Annotated in this window: 24 protein-coding genes, 1 tRNA gene and 5 pseudogenes; 16 read left to right on the top strand and 14 right to left on the bottom strand. The window is 62.4% G+C overall.

What is annotated here, in order from left to right; translation table 11 throughout:
- Window positions 1-94: 94 nt before the first annotated feature.
- Window positions 95-454: a cupin domain-containing protein gene (locus LN139_RS09805; protein WP_236359726.1), complete on the bottom strand. Its 360-nt coding sequence runs from the start codon at window positions 452-454 to the stop codon at window positions 95-97.
- Complete coding sequence (locus tag LN139_RS09800) at window positions 451-1,044, bottom strand: GNAT family N-acetyltransferase (RefSeq protein WP_236359725.1); 594 nt, start codon at window positions 1,042-1,044, stop codon at window positions 451-453. Before LN139_RS09800 ends, LN139_RS09805 begins: the two co-directional genes overlap by 4 nt.
- Before the next feature lie 297 nt (window positions 1,045-1,341).
- Here LN139_RS09800 and LN139_RS09795 point away from each other — a divergent pair, with 297 nt between their 5' ends.
- On the top strand, window positions 1,342-1,941 hold the full coding sequence (locus LN139_RS09795) for a dTMP kinase (RefSeq protein WP_236359724.1): 600 nt from the start codon (window positions 1,342-1,344) through the stop codon (window positions 1,939-1,941).
- A 396-nt stretch (window positions 1,942-2,337) separates the two neighbouring features.
- Here the strand turns inward: LN139_RS09795 and LN139_RS09790 are convergent, their stop codons facing one another.
- Both LN139_RS09790 and LN139_RS09785 read right to left on the bottom strand, forming a co-directional pair.
- Window positions 2,338-2,799 (bottom strand): type II toxin-antitoxin system YhaV family toxin, encoded by a 462-nt coding sequence (locus tag LN139_RS09790; protein WP_236359723.1) that lies wholly within the window; start codon window positions 2,797-2,799, stop codon window positions 2,338-2,340.
- Window positions 2,799-3,116 carry a type II toxin-antitoxin system PrlF family antitoxin gene (locus LN139_RS09785; protein WP_236359722.1) on the bottom strand — a complete coding sequence of 106 codons (318 nt, stop codon included), beginning with the start codon at window positions 3,114-3,116 and terminating at the stop codon, window positions 2,799-2,801. The genes LN139_RS09790 and LN139_RS09785 overlap by 1 nt, the downstream gene beginning before the upstream one ends.
- Window positions 3,117-3,718: 602 nt before the next feature.
- Between LN139_RS09785 and LN139_RS09780 the strand changes: the two are divergent.
- A pseudogene (locus LN139_RS09780) lies at window positions 3,719-4,940 on the top strand (IS3 family transposase).
- 82 nt (window positions 4,941-5,022) lie between these two features.
- On the opposite strand, the gene LN139_RS09775 reads toward LN139_RS09780, so the two are convergent.
- A complete protein-coding gene (locus LN139_RS09775) occupies window positions 5,023-5,937 on the bottom strand; it encodes a LysR family transcriptional regulator (RefSeq protein ID WP_236359721.1) in 915 nt (304 codons plus the stop codon).
- Window positions 5,938-6,143: 206 nt separating this feature from the next.
- Here LN139_RS09775 and LN139_RS09770 point away from each other — a divergent pair, with 206 nt between their 5' ends.
- The 4 genes from LN139_RS09770 (at window position 6,144) to LN139_RS09755 (ending at window position 11,019) form a co-directional block, all read left to right on the top strand.
- Entirely contained in the window at window positions 6,144-7,172 is a 1,029-nt protein-coding gene (locus LN139_RS09770; protein ID WP_236359720.1) for a zinc-dependent alcohol dehydrogenase family protein, read from the top strand.
- A 451-nt stretch (window positions 7,173-7,623) separates the two neighbouring features.
- On the top strand, window positions 7,624-8,910 hold the full coding sequence (locus LN139_RS09765; RefSeq protein WP_236359719.1) for an exopolysaccharide biosynthesis polyprenyl glycosylphosphotransferase: 1,287 nt from the start codon (window positions 7,624-7,626) through the stop codon (window positions 8,908-8,910).
- Window positions 8,911-8,974: 64 nt separating this feature from the next.
- A complete protein-coding gene (locus LN139_RS09760; RefSeq protein WP_236359718.1) occupies window positions 8,975-10,195 on the top strand; it encodes a putative DNA modification/repair radical SAM protein in 1,221 nt (406 codons plus the stop codon).
- Entirely contained in the window at window positions 10,192-11,019 is an 828-nt protein-coding gene (locus LN139_RS09755; protein ID WP_236359717.1) for a TIGR03915 family putative DNA repair protein, read from the top strand. Before LN139_RS09760 ends, LN139_RS09755 begins: the two co-directional genes overlap by 4 nt.
- Here the strand turns inward: LN139_RS09755 and LN139_RS09750 are convergent.
- The 6 genes and pseudogenes from LN139_RS09750 to LN139_RS09725 all read right to left on the bottom strand — a co-directional run bounded on the left by LN139_RS09750 (window position 10,979) and on the right by LN139_RS09725 (window position 14,093).
- Window positions 10,979-11,973: pseudogene (locus LN139_RS09750) on the bottom strand (glycosyl transferase family protein). The gene LN139_RS09755 and the pseudogene LN139_RS09750 sit on opposite strands and share 41 nt — an antisense overlap.
- Window positions 11,970-12,296 carry a TusE/DsrC/DsvC family sulfur relay protein gene (locus tag LN139_RS09745; protein WP_442964401.1) on the bottom strand — a complete coding sequence of 109 codons (327 nt, stop codon included), beginning with the start codon at window positions 12,294-12,296 and terminating at the stop codon, window positions 11,970-11,972. The pseudogene LN139_RS09750 and the gene LN139_RS09745 overlap by 4 nt, the downstream one beginning before the upstream one ends.
- Window positions 12,297-12,304: 8 nt before the next feature.
- Window positions 12,305-12,580, bottom strand: coding sequence for a sulfurtransferase complex subunit TusB (gene tusB, locus LN139_RS09740; protein ID WP_236359715.1), 276 nt, complete (start codon window positions 12,578-12,580; stop codon window positions 12,305-12,307).
- A complete protein-coding gene (gene tusC, locus LN139_RS09735) occupies window positions 12,580-12,939 on the bottom strand; it encodes a sulfurtransferase complex subunit TusC (protein WP_236359714.1) in 360 nt (119 codons plus the stop codon). The genes tusB and tusC overlap by 1 nt, the downstream gene beginning before the upstream one ends.
- A complete protein-coding gene (tusD, locus tag LN139_RS09730; protein WP_236359713.1) occupies window positions 12,940-13,332 on the bottom strand; it encodes a sulfurtransferase complex subunit TusD in 393 nt (130 codons plus the stop codon).
- Between the two features lie 89 nt (window positions 13,333-13,421).
- The gene (locus LN139_RS09725; protein WP_236359712.1) at window positions 13,422-14,093 is read right to left on the bottom strand and encodes a Bax inhibitor-1/YccA family protein; all 672 of its coding nucleotides are present in this window, start codon (window positions 14,091-14,093) and stop codon (window positions 13,422-13,424) included.
- A 177-nt stretch (window positions 14,094-14,270) separates the two neighbouring features.
- Between LN139_RS09725 and LN139_RS09720 the strand changes: the two genes are divergently transcribed.
- Window positions 14,271-14,360: transfer RNA gene (locus LN139_RS09720), tRNA-Ser, on the top strand.
- A 739-nt stretch (window positions 14,361-15,099) separates the two neighbouring features.
- On the opposite strand, the gene LN139_RS09715 is transcribed toward LN139_RS09720, so the two are convergent.
- Window positions 15,100-15,537 carry a GNAT family N-acetyltransferase gene (locus LN139_RS09715; protein WP_236359711.1) on the bottom strand — a complete coding sequence of 146 codons (438 nt, stop codon included), beginning with the start codon at window positions 15,535-15,537 and terminating at the stop codon, window positions 15,100-15,102.
- Window positions 15,538-15,811: 274 nt separating this feature from the next.
- On the opposite strand from LN139_RS09715, the gene LN139_RS09710 reads away from it, so the two are divergent.
- The 8 genes and pseudogenes from LN139_RS09710 (at window position 15,812) to LN139_RS09675 (ending at window position 23,113) form a co-directional block, all read left to right on the top strand.
- Window positions 15,812-17,215: an LLM class flavin-dependent oxidoreductase gene (locus tag LN139_RS09710; RefSeq protein ID WP_236359710.1), complete on the top strand. Its 1,404-nt coding sequence runs from the start codon at window positions 15,812-15,814 to the stop codon at window positions 17,213-17,215.
- 21 nt (window positions 17,216-17,236) lie between these two features.
- Window positions 17,237-17,536, top strand: a complete 300-nt coding sequence (locus LN139_RS09705; RefSeq protein ID WP_236359709.1) for a hypothetical protein — start codon at window positions 17,237-17,239, stop codon at window positions 17,534-17,536.
- Window positions 17,461-18,207 (top strand): hypothetical protein, encoded by a 747-nt coding sequence (locus tag LN139_RS09700; protein WP_236359708.1) that lies wholly within the window; start codon window positions 17,461-17,463, stop codon window positions 18,205-18,207. Before LN139_RS09705 ends, LN139_RS09700 begins: the two co-directional genes overlap by 76 nt.
- A pseudogene (locus LN139_RS09695) lies at window positions 18,204-18,974 on the top strand (ABC transporter ATP-binding protein). The gene LN139_RS09700 and the pseudogene LN139_RS09695 overlap by 4 nt, the downstream one beginning before the upstream one ends.
- Complete coding sequence (locus LN139_RS09690) at window positions 18,971-19,852, top strand: branched-chain amino acid ABC transporter permease (protein ID WP_236359707.1); 882 nt, start codon at window positions 18,971-18,973, stop codon at window positions 19,850-19,852. Before LN139_RS09695 ends, LN139_RS09690 begins: the two are co-directional and overlap by 4 nt.
- Window positions 19,853-19,856: 4 nt before the next feature.
- On the top strand, window positions 19,857-20,921 hold the full coding sequence (locus LN139_RS09685) for a branched-chain amino acid ABC transporter permease (protein WP_236359706.1): 1,065 nt from the start codon (window positions 19,857-19,859) through the stop codon (window positions 20,919-20,921).
- 44 nt (window positions 20,922-20,965) lie between these two features.
- Window positions 20,966-22,305 (top strand): annotated as a pseudogene (locus tag LN139_RS09680) (ABC transporter substrate-binding protein).
- Between the two features lie 31 nt (window positions 22,306-22,336).
- A complete protein-coding gene (locus tag LN139_RS09675) occupies window positions 22,337-23,113 on the top strand; it encodes an ABC transporter ATP-binding protein (protein ID WP_236359705.1) in 777 nt (258 codons plus the stop codon).
- Between the two features lie 20 nt (window positions 23,114-23,133).
- Here the strand turns inward: LN139_RS09675 and LN139_RS09670 are convergent, their stop codons facing one another.
- Window positions 23,134-24,378 carry an acyl-CoA dehydrogenase family protein gene (locus tag LN139_RS09670; protein ID WP_236359704.1) on the bottom strand — a complete coding sequence of 415 codons (1,245 nt, stop codon included), beginning with the start codon at window positions 24,376-24,378 and terminating at the stop codon, window positions 23,134-23,136.
- Window positions 24,379-24,750: 372 nt separating this feature from the next.
- Between LN139_RS09670 and sfnG the strand changes: the two genes are divergently transcribed.
- Window positions 24,751-25,845 carry a dimethylsulfone monooxygenase SfnG gene (gene sfnG, locus LN139_RS09665; RefSeq protein ID WP_236359703.1) on the top strand — a complete coding sequence of 365 codons (1,095 nt, stop codon included), beginning with the start codon at window positions 24,751-24,753 and terminating at the stop codon, window positions 25,843-25,845.
- 3 nt (window positions 25,846-25,848) lie between these two features.
- On the opposite strand, the pseudogene LN139_RS09660 reads toward sfnG, so the two are convergent.
- Window positions 25,849-26,915 (bottom strand): annotated as a pseudogene (locus LN139_RS09660) (sigma-54 interaction domain-containing protein).
- Window positions 26,916-26,918 lie beyond the last annotated feature (3 nt).

Below are 26,918 nucleotides of genomic sequence, written 5' to 3'. Positions count from 1 at the left end.
GCCTCCGGCCGTTTTCGTGCTTGCCACCGAGCTCCATACCTGCAGCCCGGTATTTTCTTCGGGAAGATAAAGCATACGCCCAAATCTGGCTTGCCTAGTTCGCGGGCAAGAGGATCACGAAGTTCTTTTTCATGTCTTCGAGCACGGTCCATTTGCCCTTGGCGCCCGGTTCGATAATGAACGTGTCGCCAGCGGCCAGTGTGGCCGGGGCGCAACCTTCAAGCTCGATGACGCAGCGCCCACTCAGGACATGGCAGAACTCCCAGACCTTGTAGTCGATGCTCCACGCCCCGACGCTGGCTTCCCACTCACCGGAAATACGACCTTGCTGTTCATCGTGATAGTACTTGGACGTCAGCGTGTGAGGGGTGCCTTCCACGACTTTTTCAAAGAAGGGAAGGTCGCGCACCGGTTGAATATCCAGTTCGCGAAATACGGTCAGTTTGTTGTTCATGGTTTTTTCTCGAGCACGTTGTGATTGGGGCGATACATCAAATAGGCCTCGCCAGTCACACGCAGCATCGGGTGCGGAACGATCTGGCAGGTTTTAACAATTTGAAAACCGTGGCGTTCGTAGAAGCGGCGTGCACCGTGGTTCTCTGCATAATCGATCAGGCATAGGCCATTCAGGCCAGCGTCCTCGGCGCGCTTCTGGGCGTAGTGAAGAAACTGGACGCCCAATCCCTGGCTGCGCCAGGCCTCATCCAGAGCAAGGCTGGAAATGTACAAGGTGTCAGGTACTTCCATCTCGGAATAAGGCGCCAGGATCGGGTCGGTCTCGGCAGGCCGGTCAAGAGCTTCGCGCAGAGCATAGCTATGCATCATGCCGATGACGCGCTCTTCGAAAGTCGCCATCAGGCAGTTCCTGTAAGAAAAGTCGCCCTGCTCCCTGGCATAGCGAGATGTGCCCACACTCAACAATGCTTCTCCCGGGGCGGCAAGCTTGCACCATATGTAGTCGGCCATGCCCTCCGATGTCAGTTGAAAGAAACGCGCAATGTCGTATGCGTCCGAAGCTTGAGCGGGTCTGAAATCGACAGGCATGTGGGGTGCTTCCGTGGGATCGGGTGGTCAGTTTTCGAGGATCAAGCTTCTAATAGGGTGGCAGGGTAGGTGCTTTTGACGGTTCCCATCATGCTCTGGGCGAACACCGTCAGCATGGCGTGCGACGTTGCCCCTATTCAAGCCGGCTATCCGCAGCTGGCTAGCGCCAGGCCCGTGCCGGGCATGCGTTTTGGCAAGGCTGCTGAACGGCTCTGCATTGATATAAAATCCGCCGCTGATTACCCGCCACTCAACCAACCGGTGAGCCCTCTGCCTCTGACAGCCTCCGACCCAAACGTGCGCTTCATCTGCCTCGACGGCCCCAAGGGCACCGGCAAAACTACGGTGCTGGAAGCGGCAACCCACGCCTTGCGCGCATGTGGGCACAAAGTGGTGCGCCTGAGCGAAAAAAACTGCGACCCACAACGCGGCCCTACCATGGCCATGGTCAATCAGCTGGCGAGGCACCCCGACCCCGCGCTGGAACTTGAAGTGTGCCAACGCCTCGCAGACAGCCGCGCATGGATTTCTCAGCAGGTGCTGCCACGCCAGCCTTCGGGTTGCATCGTGCTGATGGACCGCTGGTATCCTTCCGATGCCGCCTTTCGGCGCTTGCTGCCGTTCGAGCAGGTGCTGCAACTGAACCTCGAGCGGCGGGTAAGGGTGCCGGACCTGCACATGGGCATCACTACTGCGCCGGAGATTTCCTGGGCCAGGGCCGCAGCTCGTACCCGCGGGCTGGGCAGCACGGTGCTGCAGCATGTCGAGGAGCACGCGGCCTGCACCCAGGCCTTCGAACAGGCGGCGCAACGCCATGGTTTGGCGTTGTGCCGTAATGAAGGCCGCGTGGAGGCGGCGGTGGAGGAGGTGGTCGCGCGGGTTCGCCAGGTACTTTGAGGGTAGGGCCCTCAGTTTGGTCCTGTCTGAAAGCGGTTGTCGCGAACACCGCATTACGCAAGCTAATGAGACCATCGCGCCACAGCATTTTGCGAGCCTGTCGAAGCGTTAATGGCGGTGAGGAGCTGATATCACTGGCTTGGCCGGCAGAAAGAAGATAGCGCTGTGTACGCCGTTCGCGTCGCAGAGCATTTGGATTTTGGCGGTCAGATCATCTGGCAATCACAGGATTCGTTCCCGGAGAGGGCTGAAAACCTCGCAAAAATCTTACCGCCTGCGGCACTGGATTTTTAACCTTAGATGTGCCCCTTTCAGCACCAGCCACGAGTGGATACCAGTGGACGCAACGAGGGGGGATCGGTTTCAAACGTGCAATACCTCACCCACTCGCGCAATTTATGTTTTGGGCTCGTCCCAGTCGCTACGCGTCGCAGCAGTCAGCGCATCCCAGTCATCAGGAGGGTTGCCGCGGCCCAGCATCTTCTCGAAGACCGCGTAGGGGGCGGATTTGCTGCCTGCGGAGCGTAGGGTGTTTTCGTCGTTGACCCATGCATAGACGATGACCTTGGACCTTGAGTCGTAGCGAAAGAACAGCCGAAAGCGCCTGCCGATTTTTGCACGGCGCCAATGTCGGTAGGCGGTGCCCAGCGTATTGCCTTGGCGGAACTCATCACGGCCCGGATCCATAGGCACAGCTTCCATGATCAGATGACTCAGCGCCCGAAACAGCTTGACGTTGGCGTTGCTCTCAAAACCTTGCGGATCGTTCTGCTCGGCTCGGGCGGCGGCTTCTTGCAATTTGCGTAGCTGTAAAATCACACCTTCATGGAACAACAGTGTCCAGCCATGTCGCAGCATCAGACCGCGACCTCACCATCGATATCTTCGTCCAGGTTTATGGAGTGGTTTGCATTGGCGAGCATGGTTTGCGCCAAGTCCTCCGGCAGAGTGGTGAGGTTGCGGCCGCCTCGGATATCAGCCTCCAGCAAACCCAGGAATGCACCGATGGCAGGGTCTTCGTGGGTGGTTTCTACGCGGCTGACCACAATTTCACCGCCTCGTACGTCGAATGCAATTTTGCCACCTGTGTCAATGCCCAGCAGTTGGCGAACGGATTTGGGCAGTGTGACCTGTCCCTTCGAGGTCAACGTAGCGATTTCGTGGATGGCAGGCATGGGTGTTCTCCCGGATGTATTGATTGAAGGGTAAGGAATAATCCTTACGAGGTCAATCTTGGTTTTCTGCTTATCAAGCATAGGTGGGGAGGGCGCTCAATAGCACCGCAGAATGAGCTACACCACTTCCAGGTACACGATCGCGGAATGTCCCCCACGCGGAAGGGCACCAATGTTCAGGCTACGTTACTCGACCCGCTCGAATGTCTCCGATCAAGCTCAGTTGGGAGTCGAACTCATGGCGTTGGGCATCAGCGAACCCTCCGCGAAACAGTGCGATCAATGCCATCTCGCGATCGGCGGCTTCGAAGTCTCTGCAGTAGGCCAAAATTACAGCGTAGAAGCTGCGAGCACTGGAGAGCTCGCCCAGTAAGTGCGCTTGCTTGATGAGAGAGAATGTTGCTACCGACCATTGTGCGTACAGCTTGAAAGTCACGCATATCCATCATGTCTTGAGCGGCGTCCAGGTCAGTCCTCACCACTGAGCTGAATGACTGGGTACACACAAAGAATTTCCATGCATACAGACGTTTGAACGAGCCCCTTGAAAGACAGGACACCGTGCCTCTCCTTAGGATAAGAGTAGGCAAACGGGTATGTTTATGACTAACAGCAACGATAAGGGTGGCGGCGAACTGCTTGGCCAGGAGCGCCGGCGGCGCTGGAGCCCCGAGCAGAAGCTGGCCATGGTGCGCGAAAGCCTGGAACCCGGGCAAAGCGTTTCGGTGGTCGCCAGGCGCAACGGCATAAATGCCAACCAGCTTTTCCTGTGGCGCAAGCTTTACCAAGAAGGCAGCTTGTCAGCGGTCAGTGCCGGCGAAGCCGTTGTTCCGGCTTATGAGCTGAACGATGCGTTAAAGCAAATCCGCGAACTCCAACGAATGCTCGGCAAAAAGACCATGGAAGCCGAAGTGCTCAAAGAGGCCGTGGAGATCGCTCGTTCGCGAAAATGGATTGCGCACTCACTCTTGTTGCCGGGGGACGACCAGTGAAGCTGGCCAGCGAAAGTCTCGGTGTGTCGCGCTCCCAGTTAACGGTTCGGCTCAAACAAGGCGCGCAGCCAAAGGCACGACGTGCCAGGCATTCGGATGACACGGCTGTAGTTGCTGAAATTAGGGAGTATTTTGGGGATCTGCCCACGTATGGCTATCGCCGAATGTGGGGCTTGCTGCGCCGCTCCCGAGAGCAATTGGCATTGCCTGCGATCAATGTGAAGCAAGTCTACCGAGTGATGCGTGACCATAAGTTGCTGCTGGTACGCCGTGTGAAACAGCCTGGTACTGCTCGCAAGCATGAGGGCCGCGTCGCTGTTGCTACCAGCAATACTCGATGGTGTTCCGATGGGTTTGAATTTCGCTGCGACGACGGCACCAAGCTGAGTGTGAGCTTCGCGCTGGACTGCAGCGACCGAGAGGCGATTGGCTGGGTGGCCAGCCCACTGGGTACATTGGCGACGACGTACGTTATCTGATGCTGGAAAGCGTAGAGAAGCGGTTTGGTGATCAGCTCCCCAGCACGCCTGTGCAGTGGCTGGGCGATAATGGCTCGGCCTATATCGCAGAGCAGACTCGGCTCTTTGCACAGCAAATCGGCTTGCAGCCTGTCACGACGCCGGTTCGCAGTCCGCAGAGCAACGGGATGGCCGAGAGCTTTGTGAAGACCATCAAGCGCGACTACGTGGCCCACATGCCTCGCCCGAACCGCGAAACGGCGTTACGCAACCTGGCAATCGCTTTCGAACATTACAACGAGTAGCATCCACACAGCGTGTGGAAATACCGCTCTCCGAGAGAGTTCAGGTGCATGAAGACGGCATCAAGTTGACGGGGTGCCTGCGTCCGGTTTTGTAGGGGCCAGTCCAGTGTGGTCGCCGCCCCCTTACGAAGAACAGCCTGTCCTATGAGGCCTAAAGACTCTCAGGATCCCCAAAAAACATCTGCAACCGCGACCTCAACCACCTCTCCGCCGGGTCGTTATCCTGCGACCCACGCCAAGCCATGTGCAGCTCGAAGGTACGCGTACCAATTGGCACATCTTCAGCCCTCAACCCCCCGGCTGCAGTAAGGCTGTCTGCGGTGTAGTCAGGCACCGTGGCAATGATGTCCGTGCCCGCGAGCAGTGACCCCAGCCCGTTGAACTGCGGCACCGCGAGCACCACGTGCCGCTCGCGACCGATCTTTTCCAGTTCTTCATCGATGAAGCCGGAGAGGTCGCCCGCGAACGATACCAGGGCATGAGGCCGTGAGCAGAAGTCGTCGAGGCTGATGCTGCCAGGCATGCTGTCGGCGCGCAGCAGGCGAGGGCGGCTGCGGCGGAGCACTTTGCGCTTGGCGTTGGCTGGCAGGTCGCTGGTGTAGCTCACGCCTACCGAAATCTCGCCAGATGCAAGCAGGGCGGGCATCAGAATGTAGTTGGTACGGCGCACCACCAGCACGATGCCCGGCGCTTCGGCGCGCAGGCGCTTGAGCAGTTGTGGCAGCAACGCGAATTCCACATCGTCGGACAGCCCCACACGAAACACTGCTGTGCTGGTGGCGGGGTCGAATTCGGCTGCTCGGCTGACGGCAGTGGAGATCGAGTCGAGCGCAGGCGAGAGCAGGGCGCCGATCTCCAGCGCCCGGGCGGTAGGTTCCATGCTGCGGCCGGTGCGCACGAACAGCGGGTCATCGAACAGGGTGCGCAGGCGTGACAACGCTGCACTGATCGCCGGCTGGCCAAGGAACAGCTTCTCCGCGGCGCGAGTCACGCTGCGCTCGTGCATCAGCGTTTCGAAAACGATCAGCAAGTTCAGGTCGACACGGCGCAGGTCGTTGCGATTCATCGGCGGGCTTCATGCTCAGGGGTGGGCGCAGACGTCGAATATTACGGCCAAAAGCTGTTAATCTGCATCGGGAATGTGACAGTAACACGCGTTCGGGTGTGTGAGGATCAATGCCAGGCATGGTGACTATTAACCTGCGCCGATGGTGCCTCACTTAAAGCCCGGATAATCTGCAAGCCATTAGAGGTCATGAGACGAGGTTCGTGATGCCCCGCACAATTCGTTTTCACAAGTTCGGCCCGGCGGAGGTCTTGAAGTGCGAAGAGCACGAGGCCCGTTTGCCCGCCCCCGGCGAAGTGCAAGTGCGAGTGGCCGCTATCGGCGTGACCTGGTACGACGTGCTCTGGCGCCAGAACCTGGCGCCTTCCCAGGCCCGCTTGCCAGCCAGCCTTGGCCAGGAAATGGCCGGTGTGGTCACTGCCGTGGGCGAGGGCGTCGAAGGTTTCAAGGTGGGCGATGCCGTCGCCAGCTTTCCGGCCGCCAGTGCCAATGAACACCCGGTCTACGGTGAGGTAGCGGTGCTGCCTGCCCAGGCACTGGTGCGTTACCCCGACGTGCTCACACCCGAACAGGCAGCCGTGCACTACACACCGTTGTTGATTGCCTGGTTCGCTTACGTCGAGCTTGCCCGTGCGCAGCCGGGGCAGAGTGCGCTGGTCACTTGCGCCAGCTACTGCGCCGGCCCTGCGTTCGTGCAACTGGGCAAGGCGCTGGGGGTGAAGGTGATTGCGGTGAGCAAAACCAGCGAACAGCGTGAAGCATTGCTGGCGCTCGGCGCTGACAAGGTAATTGCCACCGAGGAGCAGGACCTGGTCACTCAGGTCGGCAAATACACCGACGGGCGCGGCGTGAACATGGTGTTCGACGGCCTTGGCGGCCCGCAGATGTCGATGCTCGGTGACCTGATGGCGCCGCGCGGCAGCCTGATACTGTATGGGCTGCAAGGCGGTAACCAGACTTCCTTGCCGGCCTGTGCGGCGTTCCAGAAGAGCCTGCAACTGCACCTGCACTGCCTGGGCAACTTCACCGGCAAGCCGGAGCTCGACATTCCGCAGGACGAGGCGGCCACGCGCAAAGCGCTCACGCAGATCAACCAGCTGACCGCCGACCGAGTGATCGCACCGCAACCGGCGCGCGTCTTTCCTTTCGAGCAATTCGTGGAGGCGCATCGTTACATGGACGAATGCCCTTGTATCGGCAAGGTAGTACTCAGCCTGCAAGCGCCACAGAGCTGACGCCGGGATACCGACCCTAATCTGCCAGAAAGCCGTCTTTTTCTAAAAAGACGGCTTTTTTGTCATTAATTTGACTAAATGGAATTGATGTGTAGCTTTATTAAAATGATGTAAGCCATTGTTTTAGCGTATTTTTGCTAAAAAATTTCACATAATTTTCATTCGCTGCATTGCACGAAAATATATGGCTACATAACATCACGCGATCGCTGCTTCATGCAGTGAGCAGCACCTTTCACACCCTTCCAGCCTGATCCCCTTACTTCGACGTCCCCTGTCGTGGCGGTAGCCTGCCTGAGATCCAGCCTTGTCCTGGTATCACGCGCAGCGGCTCGCCGTGCCTGGTCATGGAGAACCTTGCGATGATCGCTCCTCGTCTGCACCCGATGGCAAATCGTCGTGGCCTGACTTTCTGGGCCATGTGGACCTCCGGCACCGTGTTGGCCGGGTAATGCTCTGCATATTGCTGGTGGTGGAAACCGGCACCATAGCCCCGGCTTACCGCGTGTTGATGATCCTGGGCATGCTGGCTTCATTCCCAATCTACGGGTTCCTGCACGTCTATCACAAGCGACTGAACCACGCTGCCGGCTTGCTGCGGTTGCTGGCAGGGTGGTCGGTACTGATCGGCACACTCGGCCTGTTACTGATGGCCAGTGGCAGCCCTCTGGAGCTGGAACCTGAATTGGCGACCGAATTGATGGTAGTTGGCTTCCTGGCTCAGGCAGCCAGCTTCCTGCCATTGCGTTGGCTGCTCAACCGCCATAGCCGCCGGCTGCGCATGGTTCGCACTGCGCTCATCATTGGTGAAGGCGAGCTGGCTGGGAAGCTGGCCCGTCAACTCAAACCACGTGTTCCGGTACTGGGCCTGATCGCCCCGGAAGGGGCTAACGTCCCGGGCCTGGATCGCTTGGGCGACATGAGCATGTTGCGTGGCATCGTTCAGCGCGAACAAGTACGCCGCGTCTATATCACCTTGCCGTTGGACCGGATGGTGCAGATCGAGTCGATCTATGTGGACTTGCTCGACCTTGCCGTAGACGTGGTGTGGGTGCCTGACTTCGGCAGCATGATGCTGCTCAATCAATCGGTCTCCCAGATCGAGCAGTTCCCGGCCATTTACCTGAACGAAACTCCGCTGAGCTCGCATCCTGCAGCGGCATTCGGCAAGGAACTGATCGACCGTTCGCTGGCTTTGCTCGCCATCATTGCCCTGTCGCCAGTGCTGCTGGCCGCTGCAGCTGCAGTGAAGTTGTCTTCGCCTGGCCCGGTGTTCTTCCGCCAGGGCCGCGACGGATGTAATGGCCAGGTGATCCAGGTGTACAAATTTCGCTCGATGCGGGTGCACGATGATCAGGAGGTTCGCCAGGCGACTCGCAACGACAGCCGCGTAACGGCGGTCGGGGCGTTCCTGCGGCGCAGTTCGCTGGATGAGCTCCCGCAGTTGATCAACGTACTACGTGGCGAGATGGCCTTGGTAGGGCCGCGGCCGCATGCTGTCGCCCACAACGACTACTACGGCGACAAGCTCACTGCCGATATGGCCCGCCACCGCATCAAACCGGGTATCACTGGCCTTGCGCAGGTCAGCGGGTTCCGCGGCGAAACCGAAACCCTGGAAAAGATGCAGGGCAGGCTGGAGCGAGACCTTGCCTACATCAATCACTGGTCACTATGGTTGGACGTGAAGATCCTGCTCAAAACCCCGTTTACGCTGTTCTCGAAGAACATCTACTGACTAGCGGCGCTTGATCCAGGCCTGGCTGCAATATACTGTATGAAAAACCACTGTATATGTAGCCATGGAACTGATCGATAAACTCAGCATCCTCGCCGACGCCGCCAAATATGACGCCTCCTGCGCCAGCAGCGGTGCGCCCAAGCGCAGCTCCGCCGGCAAGGCCGGGCTCGGTGCTACCACGGGCATGGGCATCTGCCACAGCTACACGCCTGACGGTCGCTGTGTGTCATTGCTCAAAGTGCTGCTCACCAACTTCTGCCTGTACGACTGCCAATACTGCGTGAACCGCCGTAGCAGCGATGTGCCGCGAGCGCGCTTCACGCCTGAGGAAGTGGTGCGGTTGACGCTGGACTTCTACCGGCGTAATTGCGTCAGTGGGTTGTTCCTGAGTTCAGGCATCATCCGCTCGCCGGATTACACCATGGAGCAGTTGGTGGAGGTGGCGCGGTTGCTGCGCGAGGAGCATGGGTTCCGGGGTTACATCCACCTCAAGACCATTCCTGAAGCGGACCCGATGTTGATCGAAGCCGCCGGCCGCTACGCCGACCGCTTGAGCGTCAACATCGAATTGCCCAGTGAAAGCGGCCTGCGCAGGCTGGCGCCAGAGAAACAGGGCGCAACCATTCGTGCGGCCATGGGCACTATCGACCGAGGGCAGCAAGCCGTTGCGGGCCATGCTCGCGCACCTGCCTTCGCCCCGGCGGGGCAAAGCACGCAGATGATCATCGGCGCTGACAGCAGCGATGACAGCGTGATCCTGCGCAGCGCCGAGGCGCTGTATCAAGGCTACCGGCTACGCCGGGTGTACTACTCGGCCTTCAGCCCCATCCCGCAAAGCCCCTCCAGCGTGCCGCACGCGGCCGCGCCCTTGCTGCGGGAGCACCGCCTGTACCAGGCCGACTTTCTGTTGCGGGGCTATGGCTACGAAGCTGCCGAACTCCTATCCGGACCAGGCGACCTGGCCTTGGACATCGACCCCGAACTGGCGTGGGCGCTGGCGCACCGTGAGCACTTCCCGCTGGATTTGAACCAGGCCGACGCTTCGCTGATCGCCCGCGTGCCCGGCATCGGCCTGCGCACCACCGAGCGCCTGGTCGCGCTGCGGCGTGAGCGGCGGATCCGTTATGACGACCTGACCCGCCTGCGTCGCGTGCTGGCCAAGGCCAAGCCTTTTATCGTCACCAGTGATTACCACCCGCGCCAGTCCGAAGTGCCGAGTGCGATCTTGCGCCAACAACTGCGCGACACGCCGCCACCCCAGCAAATGGGGCTGTTCGGATGATCTGCCTCGATTGCGATGGCTTTGCCACCTGGCGGCAACAAGCGCGGCAACTGCTCGCTCACGGCATCGACCCTGCCGATGTGAGCTGGGAGGGCGCCGATGATCTGTTCTTCGGCGGTGAGGGGCTGCCCGAAGGTGCTGGGCCTTTCCTGCTGCGGGTGCCACGCTCCTTGCTCGACTTGCTGAAGCAGGCCGCCTGCTTCATCGGCCCGCAGCGCTGGAGCCTGCTCTATGAAGTGCTATGGCGCGTCGCCCATGGAGATCGCACCGCAATGCTCGCCGGCGATAGCCTGGGCAGCGAATTGCACAGGCGGATCAAACAGGTACGGCGGGAAATTCACCACGTGCATGCATTCTTGCGCTTTACCCAGCGCGGCGAGCTGTTCACCGCCTGGCACGTGCCGGCTCACGATGTGCTGGCTGAGGTAGGCGAGCATTTTATCGGGCGCATGGGCCAGCAACGCTGGTTGATCGCAACGCCCACTGACGGCTTGGCGTTCGATGGGCAGTCGCTGGACTATCGCCGCGAATGTCCCCCGGAGTGGCGAGCGCTCGCGCATGGCGAGGCAGATGCCGGGCAGGCATTGTGGTTGGCGTATTACCAGCACATCTTCAACCCTGCGCGCTTGAACCCCAAGGCGATGCAGGGCCACATGCCCGAGCGGTTCTGGCAACACCTGCCCGAAGGGCCGCTGATACCTCAGCTGATGAGCCAGGCCCGGCTGGGCAAACAGCGCGATGGCCAGGCCGAGGGTGTTGCCGCGCGCAAGGGCAAGGCGATTCTCAGCGCGCGCGTTGTGCCCACAACGCCTGGGCGTGGCTGAAGGCCTGCTCGGCGGGCTCCCCAGGCCTCGTAAGGCAAGCGCCATGGTCGCCAGCACCGCCTTTTCGCCGTAGCTGTCTTCTTCATGGCCTTCCCAGACGGCCAGCAGTTGTTCCACCTCAAGGCTGGCCGGTTTCACATGGCGCTGGGCAGCCATGGCCGGCCACTCTTCATCCCAGTTCTGCCCGCCAGTGGTGCCGTAGAGGTGGCAGGGGCTGTCGGGGTTCACTTCGATCTCGCCGCCATCGCCCTTGACCACGATCGAGGTGTCGCCGAGCAACTGGCTGGCTTCGCGGTGCACTGCCTGATAGCCGGGGTGGAAGATGCTTTGCAGGCCCAGGCGAGCGCCAAGGGGGTTCAGCACGCGCGCCAGTGAGTGAATGGGCGAGCGCAGGCCCAGGGTGTTACGCAGGTCGATCATGTGCTGAAGCGCCGGCGCCCAGTCAACCAAGGGCATGAAGGCCAGGTGCTCGCTGTCCAGGGCCTGGCCTACGCCGGCCCAGCTGCGGCATACCGGGATGCCCAGCGGCCCGAGCAGTTGCTCCGTGTAAAGGCGGCCTGCGGTGTGCGCACCGCCGCCATGCATGAAGATGCGTAAACCACTGCCGGCCAGGCACTTGGCTGCGAGCAGGTACCAGGGCAGGTGGCGCTTCTTGCCGGCATAGCTGGGCCAGTCGATATCGGCACTGAACGCCAGATTCGGCAGCCGCGCACGCACAGCCTCAGTGAAGCCGGCCAGCTCTTCGGGGCTTTCTTCCTTGTGCCGCAGCAGCATCAGGAAGGCACCCAGTTGTGTGGCCTCGGCCTCACCATCGAGCAGCATGCCCATGGCTTGGCGCGCTTCATCGCGGGTAAGGCTGCGGGCGCCCCGTTTGCCTTTTCCGAGGATGCGCACGAACACCGCGAAGGGGTGTTCCTCGGGCGTGGTGAGCTGCAGATCAGATGGCGTATTCATATGCAATTGGTCGGCTTGGGCAGCCCGGCGAGCTTGGCTGCAAGCTCGGCAGGGGTGCCGTTGAACAGGCGGTTGAGGTGTGCGCTGTTGCCCTTTTCCGGGCCAAGGTGCAGTGCGCAATACTTGATCAGCGGGCGAGTGGCGGGTGAGAGCTGATATTCGCTGTGGAAGCGGCGCAACAGATGCAGCACCTCCCAGTGAGCGTCAGTCAACTCGATTGCGGCGTTGGCGGCCAGGGCCTGTGCCACCGCCGGCGACCACTGTGACAGGTCCAGCAGAAAGCCGTCCTTGTCGAGCGCAACTTCCTCGGCTTTCACGGTCATCGACGGGCTCATAGCCAGGTGTTCACTTTATCGTAGGCCAATGCGAGCTCAACGAACCCCGAGTAGTCGATCGCCTGGGCTGGCGGTGGCACTTCCAGGCCACGCGCCTCGGCATCTTCGGCCAGCACGAAGAGCCGCGCGCCCTTCAAGGCATCCGGGGTGCGTAGCGCGTAAGTGGCATCGCCACACAGCAGCACACCGTCCTCAAGGCCCAGCAGGCGCAGGCAGCTGTCGAGGCGGTTGTCTGTGAAAGGTGAATGGGAGAGCACGTGCAAAGTCGTCATCAAAGGGTGATCACTTCATCGAAGCGCCCGAGCAGGGCTTTCAGCGCGTCGCTGTCCAGTATCTGCACGGGCAAGCTCAGCGAGCCGGCTGGCAAACCTCGCACCGCCAGGCTGTGGGCGCAGGCGTAGAGCTCCTCCACGCCGAACATCGGCAGCGCTTGCAGGTTCGCGGCGAGGTTTTTTTGCTCGAGCGCCTGGGGCGCCTGGCCGGGTTGCAGCTGGAACACGCCATCGTCGAGAAAGAGCATGCCCAGCGGCAGGTCGAAGGCGCCGCCGGCCAATGCGATATCCAGTGCCTCCCGCGCGGCGGGGCCTGCCCAAGGGGCCTGGCGGGTCACGATCAATACAGACCTGGCCATTCAAACACCCCCGAAGCTGACGAAGCGATCAGCCGTTTGCGCGGCTTCATGCAATTGCCCCAGCCCGGACAGCACCCACGGCGTTGGGAGGTTGGCCGCGGGCCGTTGATAGCGGGCGGCCTCCTGTTCATCGAGCACGCCCCGGCGCAACGCTGCAGCGATGCACACCACCGCATCAAGCGAATGCTCAGCGATGAAGGCCCGCCACTGCGCCGCAATGTCGGCTTCATCCTGCGGGAAGACCACATTCGCCGAGGCGCTGTGCACGCCATCCTGGTAGAAGAACAGCCGCTCGACACCGTGCCCTTTGGCGAGCACCGCCTGAGCGAAGCGCAACGCGCGCCGTGACGCTGGCGAGTGGGCAGGGGAGAACACGGCTATGGCGAATTTCATGGCGAACCTGGTGTGGCAGATGCCGCGATTCTAAACCTTCAGGCACGAAAAAGCCCGCCGAGGCGGGCTTTTCGCTAGTGCAGTTTCGATCAGTCGTCGCTGCTCATGATGCCGAAGATTTGCAGCAGGCTCACGAACAGGTTGTAGATCGATACATACAGGCTGACGGTTGCCATGATGTAGTTCCGCTCACCACCATGAATGATGGCGCTGGTCTGGAACAGGATGCAGACCGAGGAAAACAGCACGAAACCTGCGCTGATCGCCAGTTGCAGCCCGCTGATCTGGAAAAACAGGCCGGCCAGGGTAGCACCCAGCAACACGAAGAAGCCTGCGGTGATGAAGCCCGACAGGAAGCTCATGTCGCGGCGGGTAATCAGCACATAGGCCGACAGACCGCAGAACACCAGCGCCGTCATGGCGAATGCCGAACCTACGACCTCGGCGCCGCCTTGCATGCCCAGGTAGCGGTTGAGTATCGGGCCCAGGATGTAACCCATGAAGCCGGTGAGGGCAAAGGTGGAGACGATGCCCCAGGCCGAGTCACGCAGCTTGTTGGTCAGGAAGAACAGGCCGTAGAAACCGATGAGCACGATGAAAACGTTGGGATAACGCACGTTCATCTGCTGGGAGATGAAAGCCATGACGCCACTGAACGCCAGGGTCAGCGCCAGCAGGCCATAGGTGTTGCGCAGCACACGGCTGACCTCGCCTTGCGCGGCCTCCGATCGCTGGTTGATGATGTAGTCCTGTTCGCGCATGGCGAGACTCCTCTTGAGTGATGCTGCGATTGAATCAAGGCTTCCTGCCGTCGGCAAGTGACAAAGGGGTTATAGAAACACCTCGTTGCAAAACGAGCATACCAGAGCGGGCGCGTGGAGTGGAGATCGGTGATTGACAGGGGCGCAGATTGCAGTAAGATGTCGCCCGCAAAACGAGGAAGCGTGGCCGAGTGGGTTTAAGGCAGCGGTCTTGAAAACCGCCGATGGGCAACTATCCTGAGAGTTCGAATCTCTACGCTTCCGCCATATTTCAACATCAGAGCCCTGCGCAGTCAGGGCTTTTTTGTGGGTGGCTTTTGGCTTGGGTTTCATGTAGCCGTGAGGTGCTGTTGGGCTGGGCAATCCCAAGCAGCCGTACTGTTGGCGGCGGCGGCCTCAGCGTATCGGGATTGGACAGCACGCTGGTGCGGATAAAAAGCGAACTCCAAGCCCGGGAACCCTTGACCGTTACCGTTCGCCAGCTTTCGAATTCAGCTTGGCGAACATCCACAAGGCAAGCATTCCCTGGGCCAGTATGAAACGTCAGGCATCCTTGTCGTGCTTGTCATCGTCATGCTTGAGCGCTGGCTTCATACCTGGCTGAGGTGCGTGTTCGGCATCGGGCGCGATTTCTTCGCCATGGTTCTTTTTTCTTGCTGAACTTTTTTATCGTGGGCAACGTTACGTGGGTCTGTCATGACGGTTCCTTGGTTAAAGGGTGAAGCCAACGTCCCTGGCGGCACGCTTGCTTTAATCACCGGAGCAAGGTTTGGAGTCGGGCTGGTTTGAGGCGTTCATAAAATCCAGCCTCGCTGCAGAGAGCGCTTGCACCTCATCAAAACAGGGGGCTCGCAGAGCCTGACCGACAGTCCTTTGGCTATCCAAGATGCCGTTGACCAAGGAAAAGCTATCCATAACGCTTGTGCTATTTATAAGCGTCCGCCAGACACACGTTGCTTAATTGGCGGGGCGCCCATCCAACCGTCTCGGTACATTTATTCTCGCTTTAATTCAGTCGCTTCTCGAAACGAATGTCCCCCTCAGGTAGGTTCCTCACTGGCTGCCAGCCAAGGTTTTTATAGAATCCGCTCGCGCGGCTTGCTTCTGCGGTTTCCAGCCATATCGTCCGATGGCGCTGAAATAGGAAAGCCTCTGCTTTTAGCATCAGATTGCGCCCCAACCCAAATCCTTCGAATTCCGGCAAGACGAAGACCGCGAATACGCAACCCTCTTCAATATCGATCATCGAAAAACCCACCGGGACATCATTGACCTCAGCGATCCAGGCGCACGGAGCCTCTGAAATTGCCTGACTTATCGCTTCAGGCGTTACGCCTATCTCAATCAACTGGTCTTGAGACAAGTGATTTTCCCGAACACTGGTTCGAATCTTGAAAATCGCATCGATATCGGTAAGTTTGGCAAGTCGGATTACTGCATCCATGGCGTCTTCCTATTTTTTATCCGCGTAATGAAAGCATCCTTGCACATCCGGGCTATCAAGGGTGGTTTCGATTGTGCGGCAACAACCCCCCGATCGCACTTGCCCGCCCTCGCCAACTGTTCTCCCACCAACACTTAACAAACACAATGCCCCTCCACATGCATGCCAATCACCCAAAATACTCTAACCATATGATTTAGAAATAGAAATAAAATTGGCACACTTCCTGTAACCCCAACCTCCAGCCACCCCCTTCCCGGACTGGAGCCCCCTCGTGCCACGTGAAATCCGCCTCAACGCCTTCGAAATGAACTGCGTCGGCCACCAGGCCCCCGGCCTGTGGGCGCACCCGCGTGATCGCTCCTGGCAATACAAGGACCTGGAGTACTGGACAGACCTCGCCAAACTGCTTGAGCGCGGCAAGTTCGACGGCATTTCCATCGCCGACGTGATCGGCATTTACGACGTGCTCAACGGCAACGGCGACGCCGCCTTGCGCCAGGCCACGCAGGTGCCGGTGAACGACCCGCTGGCGTTGATCACCCCGATGGCGCTGGTCACCGAGCATCTGGGTTTCGGCCTGACCGCATCGCTCACCTTCGAGCACCCATACCCTTTCGCCCGGCGGCTCTCGACCCTCGATCACCTGACCAAGGGGCGGGTGGGCTGGAACATCGTCACCTCCTACCTGGACAGCGGCGCGCGCAACCTGGGGCAGAAGGCGTTGAGCGAGCACGACGCCCGTTACGACTACGCCGACGAGTACCTGGAAGTGCTCTACAAGCTGTTCGAAGGCAGTTGGGAGGAGGGCGCGATACTGCGTGATCGCGAGCGCCGTGTGTTCAGCGACCCGAGCAAGGTGCATCCGATCAACCATCGGGGCAAACACTTCCAGGTGCCGGGCATTCACCTGTGCGAGCCGTCGCCGCAGCGCACGCCGGTGCTGTATCAGGCGGGCGCCTCGAGCCGCGGCAAGGACTTTGCCGCCGGGCATGCCGAGTGCGTGTTCGTCGCGGCGCCATCGAAGGTGCTGCTGAAAAAGACCGTGGCCGACATTCGCCAACGCGCCGCTGCGGCAGGCCGCGACCCGCGCAAAGTGCTGATCTTCAATTTGCAGACGGTGATCGTCGATGAGACCGATACCAAGGCGCAGGCCAAGTGGAAGGAGCTGAAAAGCTACGCCAGCTATGAAGGGGCGCTGGCGCTGATCTCCGGGTGGACCGGCATCGACTTCGGCCAGTACCAGCCCGACCAAGTGCTTGAGCACCTGCACACCAACGCAATCCGCTCGGCAGTGGAAACCTTCTCCACCGCCGACCCGAACAAGCAGTGGACCGTGCAGGAGCTGGCCGACTGGGTGGGCATCGGTGGCTTCGGCCCGTTGATTGTGGGCAGTGCCGAGACGGTTGCCGATGAGTTGCAGGCGTGGGTGGAGGAGACCGACGTGGACGGCTTCAACCTGGCCTACGCGTTGGCCCATGAAACCTTCCGCGACGTGGTGGAGCTGCTGGTGCCCGAGCTGCAGAAGCGCGGCGCCTTCAAGACCGAATACGCCCCCGGCACCTTGCGCGAAAAACTGTTCGGCGATGGCCCCCGGTTGCCTGCCAACCACCCGGGCGCTGCTTACCGCCAGCTCGCCCATGCACCCGAACCGCAACCGGCACGCGAACTCGCCTGAACCTGACCAGAAGGCACACCCATGACTGTTCATCTTTTCGCTCCTGAACTTGCGGACCCCGTGCCTGAATTGGCGCTTACTGCTCTGCGCCGATGGGCGCAGAGCGCTCCGCTGAAGATTGCCTTGCGCCACCGCCGCCAGGGTGTGTGGAAGGCCTGGCGCTGGGCCGACGTGTTGCAGGACGTGGAGCGTTGTGCGGCAGCGTTGCGTGAGCTTGGATTTACCGGCCAGGCGCCGGTGGCCTTGTGTGGTGCGCTGGAGCCGGGCGTGGTGATCTTTCCCTGGCGGTACGCAGCCTGGGCGGGCGCTGCGTGGTGGTGAGCCGCGACAGCCAGGGCGAGGCGCTGGAGCAGGCCTTGCGCACGGCGCGCCCGCGCTTTGCCTTCGTGCAGCGGCGTGAAGAAGTCGCCCATTGGCGCACGGCAAGCCAGGCAGTGAACACTGCGATCACGGTGGTCAGCCCCCAGGCCACGGCTGCGACAGCAAGCGGCTGGCAGGTCGTGCCTCTTGCGGCCCTGCTGGTAGGCGAGCAGGTAGCGCCGCAACCCCTTGCCTGGCGAAACGCCGCAGCCGACGAGGTGGTGTGGGTCGACGAGGGCACTGAATGGGCAGAGGGCTTGAAACACGTGCTCAGCCGCTGGCTCGAGACGGGAACGGGCTTCGCCTTTCCGGAAACCCGAGGCTCTGCCAGCCGCGACCGCCGCGAAGTGGCACCCACCGCGCTGTTGCTGTCGGCATCCCGCGCCCAGGCGCTCGCGGACGAAATCGAAGCGCGCCTGGCCCCTGCAGGCAGTTGGCGGCGCCAGCTCTGCGACTGGACCCTGCGCGACCCGCGCCGGGGCGTGAGGCGCTGGATAAAAGCGCGGGTGCGCACCTTGCTGGGTTTTGAGCGCCTGGCCCATATCGACTGCCCGGCAGCGCCGGCCACCCCGCCACGCACTGCCGTGCCCCTGGCCTGGTTGCAGCAGGGCAGTGTGGAGCGCGCCGCATGAGTGCCCTGCTTGAAGTGCGCAACGTGTCGCTGTCTTTCCAGGGGTGAAGGCGATCAACGACCTGTCGTTTTCGGTGGCGCGCGGCGAGATCTGCGCGCTGATCGGCCCGAACGGCGCAGGCAAAAGCTCGCTGCTCAACATTCTCAACGGCGTGTACCGCTCGGGCAGTGGCGAGTTGCTGTTCGACGGCCAGCCGCTACGCCGCCCGCACCCGCTCAAGGCCGCGCAGCGAGGGATCGGCCGTACCTTTCAGAACAATGCGCTGTTCAAGAACATGAGCGTGCTCGACAACCTGCTGACCGGGCTGTCGCGTTTCCAGCGCAGCACCTTCCTGGAGCAGGCCCTGCGCCTGCCACGCGCCCGGCGTGAGGCAGGCGCCTTCCAGCAGCGCGCCGAAGAGGTGCTGGGCTTTCTTCGAATCGCAGCCCTGGCGTGAGGTAGCGGTGGGCAACCTGGCCTATGGCCTGCAAAAGCGCGTGGAGCTGGGCCGGGCACTGGTCGCGCAGCCCACGCTGTTGTTGCTCGACGAGCCCATGGCTGGGATGAACACCGAGGAGAAGCAGGACATGAGCCGCTATATCGCCGACATCAACCGCGAGCTTGGCACCACGGTGGTGTTGATCGAGCACGACATCAAGGTGGTCATGGGGCTGTGCGCCCATGTGGTGGTGCTCGATTACGGCCGCAAGGTCGGCGACGGCACGCCTGCGCAGGTGCAGGCCAACCCGGAGGTGATCGCCGCTTACCTGGGGGCCGCGCACGCATGAATGCCTTTCTGGAAACCCTGATCGGCGGCTTGCTCGCTGGCACCCTGTATTCGCTGGTGGCGATCGGCTTCGTGCTGATCTACAAGGCCAGCGGCGTGTTCAATTTCGCCCAGGGCTCGATGCTGCTGTTCGCCGCGCTGACCTTCGTGAGCCTGCACGAGCGCGGTGTGCCATTCGCGCTGGCGTTGCTGCTGGCGCTGCTGGTGATGGTCGTCGCCGCGCTGCTGATCGAGCGTCTGGTGTTGCGGCCACTGGTGAATCGCTCGCAGATCACACTGTTCATGGCCACGCTCGGCCTGTCGTTCATCATCGAAGGCGTGGCTCAGGGCCTGATGGGGGCGCAGGTGCGTGCCCTGGACCTGGGCATCGAAGACGTGCCGCTGTTTCTCGGCGACATCATGGTCAGCCAGTTCGACCTGGTGGCCGCCGCCGTGGCCGCTGTGCTGGTGGCGGTGCTGGCGTTGTTGTTCGACCGCACCCGCCTGGGCATCGCGCTGCGCGCCGTGGCCGACGACACCCGCGCGGCGCTGTCGGTAGGTATCAACCTCAACCGCATCTGGCAAGTGGTCTGGGCCGTGGCCGGTAGCGTCGGGCTGGTGGCCGGGCTGCTCTGGGGCGCGCGCCAGGGTGTGCAGTTTTCCCTCTCGCTGGTGGTGCTCAAGGCCCTGCCGGTGCTGATCATCGGCGGCTTCACCTCGATCGGCGGCGCCATTGCAGGCGGCCTGATCGTCGGTGCTGCCGAGAGCCTGGCCGAGGCTTATATCGGCCCGCTGATCGGCGGTGGCATCACCACCTGGTTCGCCTACGCGCTGGCCCTGGTGTTCCTCTACATTCGCCCCGCCGGCCTGTTCGGCGACCGGGCCATCGAACGGGTATGAGTTGATGACGGCTATCCAATCTCCCGCGCCGAGTGTGCTCGGCAGTGCGCCACTCATCCTGGTCAAGCGGCGCTGGCCATGGCACCTGGGCGTGCTGCTGGCGGTGGCCTTCGTGGCGGTGCCGTGGCTGGGCAACGACTACTGGCTCAACGCGATTCTGATCCCGTTCCTGGTGCTGTCGCTGGCCGGGCTGGGCCTGAACCTGCTCACCGGCTATACCGGCCAGACCTCCGTGGGCGCAGCAGGCTTCATGGCGGTGGGCGCGTTCGCCACCTACGGCCTGTTGCTTCGGGTGCCAGCGTTGCCGCTGCCCTTGGCGCTGCTCGGCGGTGGGCTCATCGCCGGTGTGGTGGGCCTGGTGTTCGGCATCCCGAGCAACCGCATCAAGGGTTTTTACCTGATGGTGACCACGCTGGCGGCGCAGTTCTTTCTGGAGTGGTTGTTTTCCAAGTTTCCCTGGTTCTACAACTTCGCCTCGTCCGGCACCATCAGCGCGCCGCGCCTGGAGCTGTTCGGCTACAGCCTGGCGTCGCCGGCCGGGCGCTACCTGCTGACCCTCTCCTGCGTGGTGCTGCTGACCTGGGCTGCGGTGAACCTGGTGCGCAGCCAGGTGGGGCGCAACTGGATGGCGATCCGTGACATGGACACCGCTGCGGCGGTGATCGGCATCCCGGTCGACCGCTACAAGCGCCTGGCCTTCGCCATCAGCTCGTTCTACCTGGGCATCGCCGGCGCGTTGTGGGCCTTTGCCTACCTCGGCACCGCCAGCGCCGGCAGCTTCGATATCAATCGATCCTTCCAGATCCTGTTCATCATCATCATCGGTGGCATGGGCAGCATTGCCGGCAACTTCATCGGGGCGGCCTTCATCAGCCTGGTGCCTATCGCACTGAACCACGTGGGCCAATGGTGGTTCGCCGGCAGCATCGATGCCGGGCAATTGCAGAACCTGCAAAAGATCCTCTTCGGCGCACTGATCATCTTCTTCCTGATCAAGGAACCCGAAGGGCTGGCGCGCCTGTTGACCAACCTCGGCGCGCGCCTCAAGGCGTGGCCGTTGCGTTTCTGATGCACCTCACCCCACACCTATCCTTCTCCACACAAGTGAACGACATGCGGACAACCTTGCAGCGTACCGTCCTCGGCGCCGTGCTCGCCCTGGGCCTTCCTACTCTCAGTGCACCTGCCGCGCAGGCGGCAGCGACCGAACAATTCGTGCCGCTGGCCACCTATCGGGTCGGCGCCTACGCCTCCAGCGGCATCCCGGTCTGGGCCGGGATGATCGACTACCTGCGCTACATCAACGAGGTCGAAGGCGGCATCAATGGCGTGAAGCTGGTCTGGCAGGAGTGTGAAACGGAGTGGACCGCCGAAAAGGGCATCGAGTGCTACGAGCGTTTCAAGCAAGGCCTGGATGGCGCGCCGGTGGCGGTCTACCAGCCCAACGGCGCACCGGCAGCCTACGCGTTGGCGGAAAAGGCCGAGGCCGACAAGATCCCGCTCATCACCCTGGGCTACGGCCGCACCGAGGCCACCGACGGCGCGGTGTTCCCCTACAACTTCCCGGTGATGCTGACCTTCTACAGCGAGGCCTCGGCTTTCATCAACTACATCGCCCAGCGCGAAGGGGGCCTCGACAAGCTGCGCGGCAAGAAGATCGCCACCGTTTACCACGACTCGGCCTACGGCCGCGAAACCCAGGGGCCGCTGAAACTGCTGGCGGAGAAATACGGCTTCGAAAACATTCAGATCCCGGTGGCCGACCCCGGCAACGAGCAGGCCTCGCAGTGGCGCCAGGTGCGCCAGCTCAAGCCTGATTGGGTGTTCCTGCGCACCTGGGGCGTGTCGACGCCGGTGGCGATCAAGACCGCCGCGCGCTTCGGCTTCCCGGTGGACCACATCGTCGGCGACATCTGGGCCAGCTCCGATGAAGACGTGCTGCCGGCCGGCGAGGCGGGCAAGGGCTATCTGGCGCTGACCCCATACCCCGGTGGGGCGACCTTCGACATTCACCAGCGCTTGAAGAAATACATCCTCGACACCGGCAAGAGCGACCTGAAAGACCCACGCAGTTTCGGCAGCGTTTACTACAACTCTGGCCTGGTGAACGCGGCCATCGCGGTAGAGGCGATCCGTGCCGGGCAAGCGAAATTCGGCAAGCGCCCGCTCAACGGCGAGGAAGGGCGCTGGGGCCTGGAGCGTTGAACCTGGATGACGCACGGCTCAAGGAGATCGGCTTTCTGGGCCTGATGCAGCCGCTGAAACTGTCGTGCCGCGACCACGAAGGCGGCGGTTCGGCCAAGGTGCAGCAGTGGGACGGCAAGCAATGGAACCTGCTCACCGACTGGGTGCAGGCCGACCGCCCGACCTTGCGCCCGTTGATCGATGCCAAGGCAGCGCAGTACGCCAGTGAAAAGCACGTGACCCCGCGTGACTGCCAGGCCGAGCAATGACGCCCAACCTTTTCAGCCGAGGTGCGCCCCGATGGGCACACAGATCCAGGCAAAGGCCGAGCAGGCAGCGCTGCTGGCCGTCGATGATATCGAAGTGATCTACGACGGCGCGATTCTCGCCGTCGCTGGTGTTTCGCTGCGGGTGCCGGAGGGCGGCATCGTCGCCTTGCTCGGCGCCAATGGTGCGGGCAAAAGCACCACCTTGAAGGCGGTTTCGGGGCTGGTGCACGCCGACCGCGCCCAGATCAGCCGTGGCGCCGTGCGCTTTCGTGGGCAGAACACGGCAGGGCTTGCAGCCAATCAGCTGGCGCGGCAAGGCATCGTGCATGTGCTGGAGGGCCGGCATGTGTTCGCCCACCTCACGGTGGAAGAGAACCTGCGCACCGGCGGCTTCCTGCGCAAGCCGTCGCGGGCGGCGCTGCAGCAGGGGTTGGAGCGCATCTACGCCTGGTTCCCGCGGCTGCTGGCCAAGCGCAAGACCCAGGCCGGGCTGACCTCAGGCGGTGAGCAGCAAATGCTCGCCATCGGCCGGGCATTGATGACCGACCCGCGCCTGGTGCTGCTGGATGAGCCCTCGATGGGCCTGGCGCCGATCATCGTCGAGGAGATTTTCGAGATCGTCGCCCAGCTCAATGCCCGTGAAGCGGTGAGCTTTCTGATCGCCGAGCAGAACATCAACGTTGCGCTGCGCCATGCCAGCTACGGCTACATCATGGAAAACGGCCGCGTGGCGGGCGAGGGCGAGGCGGCGCAATTGGCCGCCCGCGAAGACCTGCGGCATTTCTACCTGGGCAGGCAGCAAGGCTGAACTGCCCAGGCCGGCCGTGCTCAGCCGGCCTGTTTCACCCCACCGCCGATCTGCCACACATACGGCGGCTCGCTGCCGTTCACATGCCAATCGCCGATGATGCGCTCCTTGTAGATCACCGGGTTGTGGTTGGCTGCGGTGCGGGCGTTGCGCCAGTGGCGGTCGAGCTGTTTGCTCACGCTGGTGGCCGAGGCGCTCAGCCCGTTGAACAGGTCGCTGGTGGCGCGCAGCACCAGGTCGACCACCGCGACCTGCGCCTGCGCCGACTCCAGCTCAGCGGCCACGTTGGCGCTGCGCTCGGCCTGTGGGTCGGCGCCGAAGCGTGCGAGGTAGGCTTGCTGCAAGGCCTCGGCTGCGCTCAGCGTCGCGGCCTGCGCGGCATAGACAAGCCCGGACGCTTTGCCGATCACCTGTTGCACTTGCGGGTCCTGGCTCACCGCGCCGCCCACCCCGTGGCTGAAGACCCGTTTGCGCGCCTGCACTTCGGCGGCAAAGTCGCGCACCGCTGCACGCCCGGTGCCGGCGATGGCGGCCAGCAGCACCAGTTGGTAGAAGGCGGTCTGGTATTTGAAGCGTTCGGTGAAGTCGATCACGTTGCCTTCTTCCACCACGGCGTTCTCGAACACCGAGGTGCCGCTGCCAGTGGTGCGCTGGCCGAAGCCGTCCCAGTCGTCCTGCTGGCGCACGCCGGGCTGCTGCACTCGCACCACGGAGATCACGTCCGCGCCCGTGTCCTGGCGGCGCGAGAACACGTCGATCCAGTCGGCGAACAGGCTGCCGGTGCTGTAGTACTTGGTGCCGTTGAGCACCCATTGCTCTCCCTGGCGCGTGACCTGGGTGATGACGTCGCCGATCTTGACCGCACCCACTTCGGTCCAGGCGCAGCCCACCAGTTCGCCAGCCGCGAAGCGTTCGAACCACACGGTTTGCGGGGCGCTGGCGTGGGCATTGAGGCGATCTTCGACGAAGGCGAAGTGCGCCCGCAGTGCCTGGGTGACGTTGGAATCGGCCTCGGCCAGCTCGATCAGCAGCTCGAACAATTGCGGCAGCGAAGCGCCCGCGCCGCCGTGCTCCACGGGCACGCGCACCGCGCCAAAGCCTGCGGCCTTGAGCCATTGGATCGGCTCGTGCGGCAGGCTGCGGGCCCGTTCGCGGGCGACGCTGCCCTCGGCGATCCTGGCGAAGATCGGCCGAAAGCGCGCGGCCAGCGCGGCGTAGTCGGTGCCGTTGGAAAAGGCCGGCAAGGGGTGTGCTGGGATGGTCATGGCAACTCCTGTTTTCAGGCAACGAGGATGCAAGGCCGCGGCCCTGCGCATGGCTGGGGTGATTGCACAGACTGTGCCGCTGGCTCGGCGCCCGCGTTCGCAAGGCTGGCAGGCGCCGGCAACGCCCGTGGTTCGCCCGCTGCGGGGCGGGTTGCGCAAGGCCTGTTGGCTGGGCAACAGCGACCGGAACCGGGACCGGAACCGGAACCGGCATTGCTGTCGGCAGGGCAACAGCGTTTGCACAGGCTGCCTGCCTGCGGGCAGCCAAACGCGGCCCACCGCCTGAAACCCACGGTTCTGGAGGCTCCGGGCACTGGCATGGTTGCTGCAAAACGCCTTGCCTCGCCTGAATTGATCGAAGGAGACGCTCCAATGAGCCACGCAGCCATCAAGTTCGCCTACTGGGTACCCAACGTCAGCGGTGGGCTGGTCGTCAGCAAGATCGAGCAGCGCACCAGCTGGGACATCGACTACAACCGCACGCTGGCGCAAATCGCCGAGCGCGCAGGTTTCGATTACGCGCTGTCGCAGATCCGCTTCACCGCCGGTTACGGCGCCGACAACCAGCACGAGTCGGTGGCGATCAGCCACGCACTGCTGGCGGCCACTGAAAAGCTCAAGGTGATCGCCGCCATTCTGCCTGGGCCGTGGAACCCGGCACTGGCGGCCAAGCAACTGGCGACCATCGACCAGTTCACCCACGGCCGCATCGCGGTCAACATCGTTTCGGGCTGGTTCAAGGGCGAGTTCCGCGCCATCGGCGAGCCTTGGCTGGAGCACGACGAACGCTATCGCCGTTCGGAAGAATTCATCCACGCCCTCAAGGGCATCTGGACCCAGGACAACTTCAGCTTCCACGGCGACTTCTACCGCTTCAACGGCTACACGCTCAGGCCGAAACCGCTGCAGCGGCCGCACCCGGAAATCTTCCAGGGCGGCAGCTCGCGGGCGGCCAGGGACATGGCGGCGCGGGTGTCGGACTGGTATTTCACCAACGGCAACAGCGTCGAAGGCATCAAGGCGCAGGTCGATGACATTCGCGCCAAGGCCGCCGCCAACGGCCACAGCGTCAAGATCGGCGTGAACGCTTTCGTCATCGCCCGTGAGACCGAAGCCCAGGCGCGCGCGGTGTTGCAGGAAATCATCGACAAGGCCGACCCCGATGCGGTGAACGGTTTCGCCAGCGAAGCGAAGAACGCCGGCGCCGCCAGCCCGGAAGGCGAGGGCAACTGGGCGAAATCGACCTTCGAGGACCTGGTGCAATACAGACGACGGTTTCAAGACCAACCTGATCGGCACCCCCGGCAGATCGCCGAACGCATCGTGGCGCTCAAGGCGGTGGGCGTGGACCTGATCCTTGCGGGCTTCCTGCATTTTCAGGAAGAGGTGGAATACTTCGGCGCGCGCGTGCTGCCGCTGGTGCGCGAGCTGGAGGCCGCTGCCGCCACCGAGCCTGCGGTGGCTTGAGCCTCATACCGAAAGGTGGAGCACCCGGCCGCCTGCCGGGGCTTCGCCGGGCCGGCGGCGGTTGACCACCAGCTCGCCGATCCGGATCAAGTGCGCACGGGTGATGTTGCGCGACAACCCCAGCAGGTTGGCGGTGTGCACCTGGTTGTAATGGCAGAAACGGTACGCGGCACGCAGGAGCGCGTCTTCGACCTGCTCATGCAGCGCGCCGCTGTGTTCCTCGAAAAGTTTGCCGAATGCCCGCTGCAGCAGTTCGCTGGCGTTTTCATCCGCGGGCGGCGCTTCGCTGTCGCGGGTGATGCGCAGGTGAGTCAGGTGCAGGTTCTCGGCGCGGATAACCGTGTCGCGGCACAGCAACAGGGTGTGGTGAATCACGTTTTCGAGCTCGCGGATGTTGCCCGGCCAGTCGTAGCTCACCAGCCGCTCGGCAGCCTGGTCGCTCAGCTCGATGCGCGGGTAGCCCAGGCGCCGGCTGTATTCGGCGATGAAGTGCCGTGCCAGGGGCAGGATGTCGCCGGGGCGCTCGCGCAACGGGTGCAGGTGCAGGCTCACCACGTTCAGGCGGTAGTAGAGGTCTTCGCGAAAGTGCCCAGCGTTGATGGCTTTTTCCAGGTTGACGTTGGTGGCGGCCAGCACCCGCACATTGATCGGGATGCTCTTGCGCGAGCCCAGCCGCACCACTTCGCGTTCCTGCAGCACGCGCAGCAGCTTGACCTGGATCGGCAGCGGCAGGTCGCCGATTTCATCGAGGAACAGCGTGCCGCCGTTGGCTTCCTCGAACCAGCCGGCCTTGGCCGCCGGTGCCCGGTGAAGGCGCCTTTCTCATGGCCGAACAACTCTGCCTCCACCAGCGTTTCGGAAAAGGCGCCGCAGTTCACCGCAACGAACGGGCCGGCCTTGCGCCCGCTCAGGTTGTGCACGTAACGCGCGACCAGCTCCTTGCCCGTCCCGGTGGCGCCGATGATCAGCACGCTGGCTTCGCTAGGGGCCACCTGCCTCAAGTGCGCCAGCAGCGCTTGCGATGTCGGGTCTTCGAACACTTGTGCCGTGGCTCGGATCGAGGTGGCCAGGGC

The sequence above is a fragment of the Pseudomonas sp. KNUC1026 genome, assembly GCF_021650705.1.
Taxonomy (GTDB): domain Bacteria; phylum Pseudomonadota; class Gammaproteobacteria; order Pseudomonadales; family Pseudomonadaceae; genus Aquipseudomonas.
The sequence above is the reverse complement of the archived record's forward strand: the minus strand, read 5'-3'. Positions and strand labels throughout refer to the sequence as shown.